Source organism: Pseudomonas brassicacearum (assembly GCF_003732225.1).
Classification (GTDB): domain Bacteria; phylum Pseudomonadota; class Gammaproteobacteria; order Pseudomonadales; family Pseudomonadaceae; genus Aquipseudomonas; species Aquipseudomonas brassicacearum_E.
This window is the reverse complement of the sequence record NZ_MOBJ01000009.1, coordinates 361,784-375,369: the sequence shown is the minus strand read 5'-3', so window position 1 is coordinate 375,369 and position 13,586 is coordinate 361,784. Positions and strand designations below refer to the sequence as shown.

The window sequence follows — 13,586 nt, the reverse complement described above, 5'->3', positions numbered from 1 at the left end:
GAGGGGAAGTTGCTTCGGATCGACGACCACGGCGCGGCCATCGCGAGCAAGCTCGCTCCCACAGGGATCACGCGGAACCTGTGGGAGCGAGCTTGCTCGCGATTGGAAGCGACTCGGAGTGTCTGAAGGAGCGAGGCTTAGAAATCCCGCTTGTAGAAGATATCCAGCGAACTGGCGACGCCGCTGGCGGCTTCCAGGTAGACCATTTTGCTCAGTTTGTAGCGCAGCGCGATGGTGTTGGCCGGTTCGAATACGCCGACGCCATAGCGCAAGCTGAGTTTCTCGGAGATATTGCCGCTGGCCACCACACTGGTGGTGGTGCCGCTGCCGTGAGTGTCGAGCTGGAAGTCCTGAATGCCCAAATCCTTGGCCAAACTGCCGGTCAGATCGGAACTGCCCATCAAGCCCAGCCCCAGCGCAGCTTGAGCGAGCATGTTGTTGTCTTCGCCATTGCTGCTCAGCGGACGTCCGAGCACCAGATAGGACAGTGCCTGCTCCTGGCTCATCGCCGGCTCCGAGAAGATCTGCGTGGTCGGCTGCTCGGCGCTGCCGCTCAGGCGAATACCGGCGATCACGTCGTCCGTCTGGCGCACTGCTTCAATGTCCAGATAGGGCTGATCGACAGGCCCGGCAAACAACAGCCGCGCACGCCGTACCGTCAGGCGCTGGCCATAGGCGCGATAACGGCCATCGTTGAGCCAGAGTTCACCACGGGTGTCCATGTTGTCGCCGATGTGTACCTGACCTTGCAGGTTGGCGGTCAGGCCGAACCCAGCAAAGCTGAGCTTGTCCTCGCCCACCACCACATCGATGTCCATCGCCATGGCCATCGGCGGTTTGCCCTCTTCAGTCTGGTGGCCGACGATCACCGTGTCATCGGAGACCTTGACCGTCGACGGCGGCAACTCACGCACGGTGATCTCGCCCTTGGGCACATGCACCTTGCCGACAATCGCCAGTTTGTCGTTGTTGATCGAGATTTTCAGGTCCGGCGCTACTTCCAGCGCAGCGTACGGCTCGACCGTGACCGGCAGTTGAGTGCCTTTAAGACTCAGATCCACCACCAACGCCTGGCCCCAGGCAACATGCCCACTCAAGCTACCCTGCCCGGCCTTGCCACTTTTCCAGCCGCCGTTGAGCTGCACGCTTTCGCCGGCAATCTGCGCCTGAAGCTGCAACGCCTCGAAACGCGTTGGCAGTTGTGGCCCGGAGATTTCACCGTCGCTGAGGGTCAGGTTGCCATTGACCTGCGGCGCCAGCAGCCCGCCAGACAAACTGCCGCTGCCATTCAAGCGTCCGGTCAGTTTCTCGACCATCGGCACGAACGGTCGCGCCACCGACAGGTCCAGACCGCTCAGACGGAACGAGCCGTTCAGCGGTTTGCTCTTGGGTAATGGATTGATCTGCGCCTGAACCATCAGTTCGCCCAACTTGCCACCGACGAAGTCGAGCTGCGTGTCGATGCGTTTCGGGTTCAGGGTGCTGGTCAGTTTCAGCGTCTGATAAGGGAAGTCCAGCCACTGATCCTTCTCCTTCATCCGCAACGTGCCGCCACTGGCATCGACCATGATCTGGCCTTTCGGGCCGCTGGCCGGCAGGTCGAGTTGCACATCGGCATTGAGCTTGCCGTGCCAGGCGAAGTCTTTCGGCAACCATTGCGCGAGACTGTCGATCGGGAACTGCTTGAGGTGGTAACGCAGTTTCGGCTCGGGCATCAGCCGTTGGTCTTCACCGCACAGGCTGGCCGGCCCGGACATCCAGCAATGGGCGCCGAAGGTCAGCTTGCCATCGGCCAGGCGTTCGATTTTTGCCGGACTTTGCAGCTTCCAGTCCTGACCGCCGGCCTGTATGTCGCCACTGGCCAAGCGTCCGCGCCAATTGCCTTTATCCAGATTACCGTCGAGACCCAGCGCCAGTTTCAGCAACGGACCTTGCAGATCCAGTTGCAGCTTCTGGCTTTTGATGTCGCCCTGACCGCTGGCAGTCAGCGTGCCCAGTTGAGTGTCGCCGGCCTGAATGCCGCTGCCCTTGAGGTCGATCTTTGCTCGCTGCGCGCTGTCGAGGTTGGCGTCGAGATTCAGGCTTTGCAGGCGATTATCATCGAACGCCAACTGCATGCCTTGCAGGCTGAGTTTGCCTTGCGGTGCCTTGAGGCTGCCGGCAACGTCGACCCGACCGTTGAGCTGACCGCGCAACTGCGGCCAGAGCTGGCCAAGACGTGGTGCCTTGATGTCGATCTGGCCGGCGAGTTTCTGTTGCAGGCTGCCGCTACCGTCAACGCGGTTGTCGCCGAGACGGATGTGCAGCGCGCTCAGGTTCCAGCGCTCACCCGCGCCGTCGGCCTTGGCTTGCAGGACCGCCGGCTGACCGCGCAGTTTGCCCTTGAGGTCGAGGTCAGCGTTGAGGCTCAGTTGTTGGTTTTTCATCTCACCCTTGCTGCGCAAAGGACCGGCCAGGGTTCCCGGCAGCTCCGCCAGCCAATACGCCGGGTTGATCGCCGACAGGTCCAGCGCGGTGTCCCAGGCGACGCCATCGGCGAACTGCAGGTTCAAATGCCCTTCGGCCTTGCCCTGCCCGGCAGCCAGTTTGAATTCTGGCAGGAAGATTTTCGTCAGGTCGCCGCTGAACGGGCTGCTCAAGCTGAACGCTCCGGCCGGGCCATCCAGCGCCGCCTTGAAGTTGCCCAGATAGTTGCCGTCACGGTAGGACACTTCACCATTGAAGCTGCGCAGCGCCACCTGAGGTTCGTCGATCAACGGGTACAGCCGATGCCACGGGAAGTCCAGCCAATCGATTTTCGCCTCGGCACTCAAGCCCTCGGACCAATCGAGTTGCCCGCTCAGTTTCAGGTTTTGCGTGTCGCTGGCGCTCAGATCAAGCCCGGCGATCTGCGCGCCCTTGGCGTCGACCTTGCCTTGCAACAGCAATGCGACCGGGCCTTGCTCGGCAGGCAATGTCGCCTTGCCGAGCAACTGGTAACCGTTTTTCAGATCACCGTTGCCGGTCAGTTCCAACTGATTGAGCTGCAAGGTGTCCGGCAAGTCGGCGCTGGCCTTGAAGCCATCGGCGGTAATCCGCACCTTGGCCGGCAGGTTCTCCACCAGCGGTTGCAGCTCACCCGTCAGTTGGCCTTGCAGATAGCCGCTGCTGTCAGCCTTGAGGTTCAGGGTTTTCAGCAAGTCGCCGTCGATCTTCAGTGCCAGCGCCCAGGGTGTTTTACCCGGCGCCGGCAGCGTCAGCTGGCCTTCGGCACTGAGCGGCCAGTTGCCGGTCGGTTGCAACAGCCCAGACAAATCCAGGCTGAGGTCATCGCGTTGCAGGTGTACGGAGTCGATCTGCAAACCCTTGGCAGTCCAGTGCGCGGCCAGTTGCAAGTCTTTGAGCTGCTCGCTGCCGTTGAGCAACAGGCTGCCGATCTGCACCTCGCCCAACTGGATTGCCACCGGCAATTTCAACTCAGGCAGCTTGATCGGGCCGCTGCTGGCTTCGCTGCTCGGGGCAAACTGCAGAATCACCTGCTCAGCCTTTAATTGCTCGATGCACAGGGTCATGCGCAGCAGACACAATGGCGACCAGGCGAACACTGGTTTATTCAGTTCAACCCGACTGCCCGTTTGCTGCCAGAGCAGATGATCGGCACTCCACTGGCCGCCCAGGCGCCCCTGGAAATTCTCCACGGTCAAACCCGGCACCTGGCCCAGCGCCCAGCGGCTGCCGGTTTGCGTTCCGAGCAAGGCACCGACTGTCAGTACCAGCAACACCACCAGCGAGAGCATCGCCAGCAGCGCCATTTTCAAACCACGCTTCACAGCTCAGGCCCCATGGAAAAGTGCAAACGAATACCACCGGGTTCATCCAGCGCATGGGCCAGGTCGAGGCGAATCGGCCCGACCGGCGAAACCCAACGCACGCCGATACCGACCCCGGTCTTAAGGCTCGGCAGCTCCAGCGTGTTAAACGAGTTGCCCTGATCGACGAAGGTTGCGATCCGCCATTTTTCGGCGATGGAATATTGATACTCGACACTGCCAGCCACCATGTAACGCCCACCCACGCGGTCGCCGGCGGAGTTTACCGGGGACAGGCTCTGATAGTCGTAACCGCGCACGCTCTGATCGCCACCGGCGAAGAAGCGCAATGACGGTGGAATGGTTCGATAGCCATTGGTGGCACTGCCACCGAACTGCGCGCGAGCGAGGAACCGATGGTTGTCCCACACCGTGGTGATGCCTTTGATCAACGCGGTGCCATACACCACGTTGGTGTCCGAACCCAACCCTTCCTTGGCCACCTTGCTCTCGAATTGCAGGCGATAACCGTTGTGCGGGTCGATGCGGTTGTCGCTGCGCAGATAGGAATAACTGATGCCGGGCATCAGCAAGGTACTCAGGCCCGAATCGTCGCCGAGGCGGTATTCCTCACGCTGCCATTTCAACGAAATCACCCGCTGCCAGCCGCTGGGCAACTTGCTGTGCCATTCAGGGCCCAGGGTCAGCAACTTGCTCAAGCTGTCGGTATTGGCCAGCTCTTCATATTGATAACCACCGGCAAAGCGCAGTTTGTCGGTCAGCGGCGGATCCAATGGCACGTCGTACCAGAGGCCGACGTTCTGCCGTGGCGCCGAGACTTCCGCTTCCCAGCCATAACTGTGGCCTTGCGCATTGACCCAGTGCCGGGTCCAGTTGGCCTTGGCCCGTGGCCCGACGTCGGTGGAAAACCCCAAGCCCAGGCCCATGGTGCGCGGCTTGCGCGTGTCGAGTTTGACCGCCACCGGAATCACCTCGTTGGCCGCAGCAGTCGGTGCCGCATCCACCCGCACCGCGTCGAAATAACCGCTCGTTTGCAACGCCTGATTGAGTTCGGCGATCAGTTCGGAATCATACGGGGCGCCGCTCTTGAACGGCACCATGCGTTGCAGCAGGTCTTCGTCGAATGGGGTATCGCCAGTAAAACTGACCTTGCCCAAGGCATAACGCGGGCCGCTGTCGTAAATCAGCTCGATGTCCGCGACACCGGCACGCGGGTCGACCAACAACTTCTGGCGGGTAAAGCGCCCACTGAAAAAGCCGAAGCGCGAAGCCTGATTCTGGATCAGCCGCTTGGCGTCTTCGTAATGGCCGTGATTGAGCACGGCCCCGGATTTGAGCAGATCGCTCTTGGGCACACGAAAGGATTTGAGGGCGGCAGCCGGACCATCGACACGAATGGTCACGTTGCGCAAACGCACCGGCTCGCCGGGATCGATGTTCAACACCAACCGTGGAGACTTGCCGTTTTTGACTTCGCTTTCTATATGGGGCTGGTAATAACCCAAGGCCTGGGCGGCCTTGCGTGCCTGCTCTTCGACGCCACGACGAAAGCGCAACAGGGCTTCTTCATCGCGATCGCCGAGGCTGCCGATATAGCCCTCTATATTGGCCTTCAGTTCATCGTTGGACGGTTTGATCCTGACGTCCAATTCACTTTGCGCCAGGGCCGCTACGCTGCTGAACAGCACGAGCAAACCGCTGGTAAATCTTCCTGGAAACTTCATAGGCGCGGATGCTATCACGAGCGTGGGAGCGTGATAGAGCGAACAATCTGAACAATAGTTCGACCTCAACCTGTTGCGCTATGTAACACCTGAGGATTGGCGTGGAAAAACACGTGTTCGAGAACCGGTCCTACAGCCACCTCACCAATCTCCTCATAACCCTGACGTTTATAGAACTCCAGATAACGCGGATTTCCGGTGTCGAGTACTACCCCTTGGGAATGCTCATCGACCGCGCACCAGTTATGCACGGCTTCGAGCAACTGCTCGCCAAAGTGCTGGCCCTGAAATTCCGGATGAATCCCCAGCAACGGCAGAACATGCACCGAGTCCGATGGCAGGCAGGCCGCCACCGCCGCGTGATACTCAAGATAACGTCGGGTGCAACGCAATCCGGTGCTGAGCACCATCCGCAAGCGCCATGCCCAACTCTCGGTGATGCCCAGGCGACGTTGCGGCGGCGCGATCAGCGCAATGCCGATCAGCCGGTCATTGACCAGCAGACCGATCGCCGGCAACTCCTGCACAAAATGCTGTTCGACCAGTTCGCGTACCGTGGCCCGGATCCGGTGCTCGTAGCCAGGGCGCTCGGCCTCGAACAGAAACTTGAAAGTCGGCTCGTGTCGATAGGCGTGGTACAGCAAGGAGCGTGCTTCGTGCGAATAGCCACTGTCGAGACTATGAACGTCGGCAATCGCGTTAGAGGTTTCAGGCATGACGGTCTATCTCCCCCATTAAAATGCGGTACAGGACTGCTCATGTAGCAGCTGCCGAGCCTGTGAGGCTGCGTTCGGCTGCGAAGCAGTCGTTGAATCGGGCAGCGTGTTTTTCCAGGTAAAACGTGAATTCAGGATTTGCGAGGACTTCGTCCCCGAACGCAGCCTCGCAGGCTCGGCAGCTGCTACAAGGGCTAGTACGAACCCGCTACAGCGGTGATCGTTCCCACACTAAAGGACATTAGCAGTGCATCTGACCTACCGCCACGCTGGCCCCCGTCCTGCATGTCAGCTAGCATCGCAGTTTTGCCAGGACTGTCGACCATGAAGATCGTCTCGTTCAACATCAATGGCCTGCGCGCCCGCCCCCATCAACTGGCGGCACTGATCGAGAAGCACCAGCCGGACGTCATCGGTTTGCAGGAAACCAAGGTGCACGACGACCAGTTTCCGCTCGCCGAGGTTCAGGCGCTGGGCTATCACGTGTATTACCACGGCCAAAAAGGTCATTACGGCGTCGCCCTGCTGTCACGTCAGGAGCCGCTCGCGCTGCACAAAGGTTTTGCCAGCGATGAAGAAGACGCCCAGCGCCGCTTCATCTGGGGCACATTCGCCGATGCCAACGGCGTGCCGGTGACCATCATGAACGGCTATTTCCCACAAGGTGAAAACCGCGACCATCCGACCAAGTTCCCGGCCAAGGAGCGCTTCTACAACGACTTGCAGACGCTGCTCGAAAGCCAATTTCGCAATGACCAGCCGCTGGTGGTAATGGGCGATGTGAACATTTCCCCGGAAGATTGCGACATCGGCATCGGCCCGGACAACATGAAGCGCTGGCTGAAAACCGGCAAATGCAGCTTCTTGCCGGAAGAGCGCGAATGGATGGCCCGCTTGAAGAACTGGGGCCTGGTGGACAGTTTCCGGCACCTGAACCCGGACGTAACGGATCGCTTCAGCTGGTTCGACTACCGCAGTCGCGGTTTTGAAGACGAGCCCAAGCGCGGCCTGCGCATCGACTTGATCATGGCGTCCCAAGGGTTATTGCCACGGGTCAAGGCGGCCGGGGTCGACTACGAACTGCGCGGCATGGAAAAACCCTCGGACCATGCGCCGATCTGGCTTGAACTGAGCTGAGAGATGTAGATCCCGGTGCAGACGCGGGCAAACCCGCGTCTGCGCACAGGGCGCGTTGACGATTACGAATAGCGCAACGCGGTCGCCGGCTCGATCTTCGCTGCGCGCCAGGCTGGGTATACCGTGGCCAGGAAGCTCATAATGAAGCCCGCCGAGCAGATCAGCAGCACATCACCGCCCTGCAGCTCCGATGGCAGGTTGCTGACGAAGTACACGTCGGAACTGAAGATATGCTGCCCGGTCACCCGCTCCAGCCAGCCCACCAGCTCACTCACGTTCAACGCGGCGATCACCCCGAGGACGCCGCCAATCAGCGTGCCGACGATACCGATCACCGTACCCTGAACCATGAAGATCGCCATGATCTGCCGAGGCGTGGCACCGATGGTCCGCAGGATCGCGATGTCGGCGCCCTTGTCGTTCACCACCATGATCAGGGTGGCGATGATGTTGAACGCAGCGACCGCCACGATCATCAGCAGCAACAGGCCGATCATGGTTTTTTCCATTTTCATGGCGCTGAACAGACTGCCCTGAGTGTGGGTCCAGTCGTCGGCCTTGAAGTCGGCGCCCAGGCCACCAGCGATGTCTGACGAGACCTTGGGTGCGGCGTACAGGTCTTTCACCGCCAGGCGCACGCTTTGCACCTGATTCGGTTCCCAATGCTGCATTTGCGCCGCATCGGCGACATGAATCAGCGCCATCGAGCCGTCGAGTTCGGCACCAACCTTGAACACGCCGACCACGTTCAGCCGCTGCATGCGCGGCGTGATGCCGCCCGGCGCCGTGCTGACTTCCGGCACGATCAGGGTAATTTTGTCGCCGACGTTCAAGCGAAAACGCCGTGCAGTGATTTCACCGACCACCACCCCGAACTCGCCCGGCTTCAGGTCCTCCAGACGCCCCTGCACAATGTGCTGGGCGACGATGGACACCTTGCCTTCCTGCGCCGGATCAACGCCGCTGATCTGGATCGGCTGCATCGAGCCCTTGTACGACAGCATGCCTTCCATCTCGGTGAACGGCACGGCGGCTGCCACTTCAGGGTTCTTCATGGCGGCGGCCGCAACGGGTTGCCAATCGTCGATCGGCTTGACGCCAACGATGGTCGCGTGGGGCACCATGCCGAGGATGCGCGAGCTCATTTCGCGCTGGAAGCCGTTCATCACCGACAGCACCACGATCATCGCCAGCACGCCCAGGGCGAGGCCGATCATCGAGGTCATCGAGATAAACGAAACAAAGCGATTGCGGCGCTTGGCGCGGGTATAGCGCGTGCCGATAAAGATCGATAACGGTCTGAACATTCGCTGGGGCACCGTATAAAAATAAAAGACCCGACACGTTTTTCAGTCGTACCGGGTTTCGGCCAATCAGATGGGCGTCAGGCGACCTTCCTGCAGGTGCAGGACGCGATCCATCTGGCGAGCCAGGTTCATGTCGTGAGTCACCACCAGGAACGCGGTGCGCATCGAGGTGCTGAGTTCCAGCATCAAATCCTGAATGCCCTGGGCGGTGTGGGAGTCGAGGTTGCCGGTCGGCTCATCGAGCATCACCAGCCCTGGCTTGTTCACCAGCGCCCGGGCGATGGCCACGCGCTGACGTTCGCCACCGGACAGTTCGGCTGGTTTGTGTTCCAGACGATGGCCCAGCCCTACCCGCTCCAGCAAGGCCGTGGCGCGCTGACGGGCTTCCGGGATCGCGGTGCGGCCGATCAACAGCGGCATGCAGACGTTTTCCAGCGCGGTGAACTCGGGCAACAAGTGGTGGAACTGATAAACGAAGCCCAGCGAGCGGTTACGCAACAAGCCCCGGGCCTTTTCATTGAGCGCCGACAGCTCTTCACCGGCCAGCCAGACGCTGCCCTTGGTCGGCGTATCGAGGCCGCCGAGCAGGTTGAGCAAGGTACTCTTGCCGGAACCGGAGGTACCGACAATCGCCACGCGCTCACCCGGATGCAGCTCCAGCTGCAAACCGGACAACACCACCACCGACTCCGGGCCTTCCTCATAGGATTTACCCAGATCGCGGCAACTCAAGACTGCTTTAGTACTCATACCCAAATCACTCATAACGTAGCGCCTCCGCAGGCTGGGTGCGCGCAGCACGCCAGGCTGGATACAGGGTGGCGAGGAAACTCAGGACCAACGCCGCGCCGCAGACCATCAACACGTCTTCAGCCATCAGTTGCGACGGCAGGTAGTCGATGAAGTACACATCGGCGTTAAGGAATTTGTGCCCGATCAGGCCTTCGAGGACGGAAATCGCGGCGCTGACATTCAGCGCGGCGAACATCCCGACCACCGCACCGATTGCCGTGCCGACCACGCCGATCACCGTGCCCTGGACCATGAAGATCGCCATGATCTGACCCGGCGTGGAACCGAGGGTCCGCAGGATCGCGATGTCGCCCTTCTTGTCGTTCACCACCATCACCAGCGTGGAAATGATGTTGAACGCAGCGACTGCAACGATCAGCAGCAACAGCAGGCCGATCATGGCTTTTTCCATACGGATCGCCTGATACAGATTGCCGTGGGTGCGGGTCCAGTCGCGGGCGTAGTAATGGTTCTCACCCAGATCCTGAGCAATATTCCATGCGGTACGCGGCGCCTGGAACAAATCGTCGAACTTCAACCGCAAGCCCTGGACCTGGTCCGGCTTCCAGCGATGCAGACGTGCCAGGTCATCAAGATTGGTCAGGCCCAGATAGCCGTCCAGCTCACCGGCGCCGACATGGAAGATGCCGACCACGGTGAAGCGCTTCATCCGCGGGAACATCCCGGCCGGGGTCACAGTGACCTCCGGGGCGACGAAAGTCAGCTTGTCACCGAGCCCGACGCCGAGTTTGGTCGCGGCCTTGTCACCGATCACGATGCCGAAGCTGCCCGGCGACAAGTCGTCGAGTTTGCCCAGCGTCATGAAGTTGTCGATGATCGAGACTTTGCGCTCCTGAGCCGGGTCGACGGCATTAAGCAGGACTTTCTGCACCTGACCGTTGTTGGTCAGCAAACCCTGCATCTGGGTGAACGGCGCAACCGCCACCACCTGCGGGTTCTGCTGGACCTTGGCGGCCAGGCTTTGCCAGTCGCTGATGGGCTCACCGGACTCGATGGTCGCGTGGGGCACCATGCCCAGCACGCGGGTGCGCATCTCATGATCGAAGCCGTTCATCACCGATAGCACCACGATCATCACGACCACGCCAAGGGCGAGCCCGATCATCGAGGTCAGGGAAATGAACGACACAAAATGATTGCGACGCTTTGCACGGGTATAACGCGTGCCGATAAATACGAAGAGAGGTCTGAACATGTCGGGGCTTGTTCGGAGGGAAAAGGAACGTCCTTGTGGCGGGGGTCGATAACCAGCTTTACACTCAGACCACCGCCGCTACCATGGGTTCGCCATGTCGACATTAGATGAAGAAGATCGCCGCGAATACTACCGTATCGAGGACACGATCGCACTGGAAATTCGGCCCCTGTCTGCCCCCGAAGCCGCAGGCCAGGAAGTGTTGCAGGATGCTTCCCCGCTGTTCAACCTGCTCAGCGAACTGCACCTGAGCGAATTCGAGTCGCAGCACTTGCTGCGCCAGATCAGTGAGCGGGATCGAAACACCGCCAACTATCTGAAGGTAATGAACAAGCGCATCGACCTGCTGAGCCAGGTCGTGGCACAAACCGTGCTCGGCAAGTTCGGTGAACCGCAGCACGTGGTGCTGTCGGAAGGCGGTATCGAGTTCGAGCACCACGTCGCCTACCCGGCCGGTAGCCATGTGGCGATCAAGCTGTTGCTGATGCCGCAAGCGCTGGGCCTGCTGTTGCGAGCCAAGATCACTCACTGTGAACCGGAAAGCTTCGGCACCTTTGCAATCGGCACCGAGTTCGAAGCCCTGACCGATGCGCAACGACAGCTGTTGGCCCGCTATATCTTGCAGAGACAGGCCCATGATCGACGTCTTGCACGCGAGCAAAACGAATCAGGCAATTAATTAAGGAAGAACCGTGACCCTAATCTACGGCCACCGCGGCGCCAAAGGCGAAGCACCGGAAAACACCCTGACCAGTTTCCAGCAATGCCTCAAGCACGGCGTACGCCGCTGCGAACTGGACCTGCACCTGTCCATGGACGGCGAGTTGATGGTCATCCACGACCCGACACTCAAGCGCACCACCGAGCGGCGCGGCAAGGTGGTCGAGCATTCGGCGGCGGAGCTTGCGACCTATGACGCACGCAAGGGCGGCCCGGGCTGGATCAAGCCCTGCCCGATTCCGACGCTGGAAGAATTGTTCGAAAAATGCGATTTCGAGCACTGGCAACTCGAAGTCAAAAGCGCTTCACGCACCCGCGCCGCGACCACCGTGCTGGCGATTCGCGAAATGGCGCAACGTTTCGGCTTGCTGGACAAGGTCACCATCACCTCGAGCTCGCGCGAAGTGCTGAAAGCCGCAGTGGATCTGGTGCCGGATGTGTCCCGTGGACTGGTCGCCGAATACGCCTGGCTCGACCCGCTGAAGGTCGCGCAGGGTTATGGCTGTGAGATCCTGGCGCTGAACTGGACCCTGTGTACGCCGGAACGCCTGCAGAAGGCGCAGCGTCAAGGGCTGCATGTGTCGGTATGGACAGTCAACGAACCTGCGCTGATGCGCAGGCTCGCTGATTTCGGCGTTGACAGCCTGATTACAGACTTTCCCGGTTTGGCCAGCGCCACGCTCGAGAATTGCTGAAATCGGTCTCCCCGGCCGGCTCAGGCCACCGGCCGGAGCCGCTCAAAAAAGCCGGTTGAGGCCGTCGTAGGCCGCTACCCGATAGGCTTCGGCCATGGTCGGGTAGTTGAACGTGGTGTTGACGAAGTACTTCAACGTGTTCAGTTCGCCCGGCTGGTTCATGATCGCCTGACCGATGTGAACGATCTCCGACGCCTGATAACCGAAGCAGTGAACGCCGAGCACTTCCAGCGTTTCGCGATGGAACAGGATCTTCAGCATGCCTTGCGGCTCACCGGCGATCTGCGCACGCGCCATGCTCTTGAAGAACGCCTTGCCGACTTCGTACGGCACTTTGGCCTGGGTCAGCTCTTGCTCGTTCTTGCCGATCGAGCTGATCTCCGGAATGGTGTAGATCCCGGTCGGTACGTCATTGACGAAGCGCCAGCTGCCATTGTCGACAATGCTGCCAGCCGCCGAACGCCCCTGGTCGTGAGCGGCACTGGCCAGGCTCGGCCAGCCGATCACGTCGCCTGCACCGTAGATGTTCTGTATGCAGGTGCGATAGTTCTCGTCGACTTCGATCTGGCCACGGCTGTTGACCTTCACGCCGATGTTCTCAAGACCCAACGCATCGGTGTTACCGGTACGACCGTTGCACCAGAGCAAGGCATCGGCCTTGATCTTCTTGCCGGACTTGAGGTGCAGGATCACCCCGTTGTCCACGCCTTCAACGCGATCGTAATCTTCGTTGTGGCGCACGGTGATGTTGTTGTTGCTGAAGTGGTAGCTCAACGCCTGGGAGATTTCCGAGTCGAGGAAGCTCAGCAGTTGACCGCGGTTGTCCACCAGCTCGACCAGCACGCCCAGACCACTGAAGATCGAGGCGTATTCGCAACCAATCACGCCGGCGCCGTAAACGATGAGTTTGCGCGGGGTGTGGCCGAGGCTGAGGATAGTGTCGCTATCGTAGATACGCGGGTGGTGGAAATCGATGTCGGCCGGGCGATACGGACGCGAACCGGTGGCGATGATGATGTGCTTGGCCACCAGTTTTTCGACCACGCCGTTGGCGCAGACCACTTCGATGGTTTGCTCGTCAGCGAAGCTGCCAGTGCCGAAGAACACGTCGACCCGATTGCGCGCGTAGTAACCGGTGCGCGAGGCAACTTGCTTGGAAATGACTTTCTCTGCGCTTTTCAGCACGTCCGGGAACGAGAACCAGCGCGGCTCACCAATGGCCCGGAACATCGGGTTGGTGTTGAACTGCATGATCTGCCGGACCGAGTGACGCAAGGCCTTGGACGGGATGGTGCCCAGGTGGGTGCAGTTGCCGCCGACCTGGCGACGACTATCGACCATCGCCACTTTGCGTCCTGCTTTGGCGGCGTTCATTGCCGCGCCTTCTCCCGCCGGGCCGGAACCCAACACCACCACGTCGTAGTTGTAGACAGCCATGCGTACTCCTCAGAACAGGCCGCGGCGCCCCGT

Annotated in this window: 10 protein-coding genes; 3 read left to right on the top strand and 7 right to left on the bottom strand. The window is 60.4% G+C overall.

Annotation, left to right across the window (positions count from 1 at the left end):
* Positions 1 to 137: 137 nt before the first annotated feature.
* From BK659_RS15330 to BK659_RS15320, 3 genes are all read right to left on the bottom strand, one after another.
* Positions 138 to 3,809 (bottom strand): translocation/assembly module TamB domain-containing protein, encoded by a 3,672-nt coding sequence (locus tag BK659_RS15330; protein ID WP_123425867.1) that lies wholly within the window; start codon positions 3,807 to 3,809, stop codon positions 138 to 140.
* Positions 3,806 to 5,533 (bottom strand): autotransporter assembly complex protein TamA, encoded by a 1,728-nt coding sequence (locus tag BK659_RS15325; RefSeq protein ID WP_123425866.1) that lies wholly within the window; start codon positions 5,531 to 5,533, stop codon positions 3,806 to 3,808. Before BK659_RS15325 ends, BK659_RS15330 begins: the two co-directional genes overlap by 4 nt.
* A gap of 65 nt (positions 5,534 to 5,598) precedes the next feature.
* Positions 5,599 to 6,249 carry a GNAT family N-acetyltransferase gene (locus BK659_RS15320; protein WP_123425865.1) on the bottom strand — a complete coding sequence of 217 codons (651 nt, stop codon included), beginning with the start codon at positions 6,247 to 6,249 and terminating at the stop codon, positions 5,599 to 5,601.
* Between the two features lie 324 nt (positions 6,250 to 6,573).
* Here BK659_RS15320 and xthA point away from each other — a divergent pair, with 324 nt between their 5' ends.
* A complete protein-coding gene (gene xthA / locus BK659_RS15315) occupies positions 6,574 to 7,386 on the top strand; it encodes an exodeoxyribonuclease III (RefSeq protein ID WP_123425864.1) in 813 nt (270 codons plus the stop codon).
* Positions 7,387 to 7,448: 62 nt separating this feature from the next.
* Here xthA and BK659_RS15310 read toward each other — a convergent pair whose 3' ends face one another.
* From BK659_RS15310 to BK659_RS15300, 3 genes are all read right to left on the bottom strand, one after another.
* On the bottom strand, positions 7,449 to 8,693 hold the full coding sequence (locus tag BK659_RS15310; RefSeq protein ID WP_123425863.1) for a lipoprotein-releasing ABC transporter permease subunit: 1,245 nt from the start codon (positions 8,691 to 8,693) through the stop codon (positions 7,449 to 7,451).
* A gap of 66 nt (positions 8,694 to 8,759) precedes the next feature.
* Positions 8,760 to 9,443 (bottom strand): lipoprotein-releasing ABC transporter ATP-binding protein LolD, encoded by a 684-nt coding sequence (gene lolD / locus BK659_RS15305; RefSeq protein WP_167368529.1) that lies wholly within the window; start codon positions 9,441 to 9,443, stop codon positions 8,760 to 8,762.
* Positions 9,444 to 9,450: 7 nt separating this feature from the next.
* Positions 9,451 to 10,701: a lipoprotein-releasing ABC transporter permease subunit gene (locus BK659_RS15300; RefSeq protein WP_123425862.1), complete on the bottom strand. Its 1,251-nt coding sequence runs from the start codon at positions 10,699 to 10,701 to the stop codon at positions 9,451 to 9,453.
* A gap of 94 nt (positions 10,702 to 10,795) precedes the next feature.
* Here BK659_RS15300 and BK659_RS15295 point away from each other — a divergent pair, with 94 nt between their 5' ends.
* A complete protein-coding gene (locus BK659_RS15295) occupies positions 10,796 to 11,380 on the top strand; it encodes a PilZ domain-containing protein (RefSeq protein ID WP_123425861.1) in 585 nt (194 codons plus the stop codon).
* 13 nt (positions 11,381 to 11,393) lie between these two features.
* Positions 11,394 to 12,116: a glycerophosphodiester phosphodiesterase gene (locus BK659_RS15290; RefSeq protein WP_123425860.1), complete on the top strand. Its 723-nt coding sequence runs from the start codon at positions 11,394 to 11,396 to the stop codon at positions 12,114 to 12,116.
* A 42-nt stretch (positions 12,117 to 12,158) separates the two neighbouring features.
* On the opposite strand, the gene sthA is transcribed toward BK659_RS15290, so the two are convergent.
* Positions 12,159 to 13,553: a Si-specific NAD(P)(+) transhydrogenase gene (sthA, locus tag BK659_RS15285; protein ID WP_123425859.1), complete on the bottom strand. Its 1,395-nt coding sequence runs from the start codon at positions 13,551 to 13,553 to the stop codon at positions 12,159 to 12,161.
* Positions 13,554 to 13,586 lie beyond the last annotated feature (33 nt).

Coding starts and splice junctions, on each gene's coding strand:
- BK659_RS15325 (WP_123425866.1), bottom strand. CDS start 5,533: ATGAAGTTTCCAGGAAGATTTACCAGCGGTTTGCTCGTGCTGTTCAGC.
- BK659_RS15320 (WP_123425865.1), bottom strand. CDS start 6,249: ATGCCTGAAACCTCTAACGCGATTGCCGACGTTCATAGTCTCGACAGT.
- xthA (WP_123425864.1), top strand. CDS start 6,574: ATGAAGATCGTCTCGTTCAACATCAATGGCCTGCGCGCCCGCCCCCAT.
- BK659_RS15310 (WP_123425863.1), bottom strand. CDS start 8,693: ATGTTCAGACCGTTATCGATCTTTATCGGCACGCGCTATACCCGCGCC.
- lolD (WP_167368529.1), bottom strand. CDS start 9,443: ATGAGTACTAAAGCAGTCTTGAGTTGCCGCGATCTGGGTAAATCCTAT.
- BK659_RS15300 (WP_123425862.1), bottom strand. CDS start 10,701: ATGTTCAGACCTCTCTTCGTATTTATCGGCACGCGTTATACCCGTGCA.
- BK659_RS15295 (WP_123425861.1), top strand. CDS start 10,796: ATGTCGACATTAGATGAAGAAGATCGCCGCGAATACTACCGTATCGAG.
- sthA (WP_123425859.1), bottom strand. CDS start 13,553: ATGGCTGTCTACAACTACGACGTGGTGGTGTTGGGTTCCGGCCCGGCG.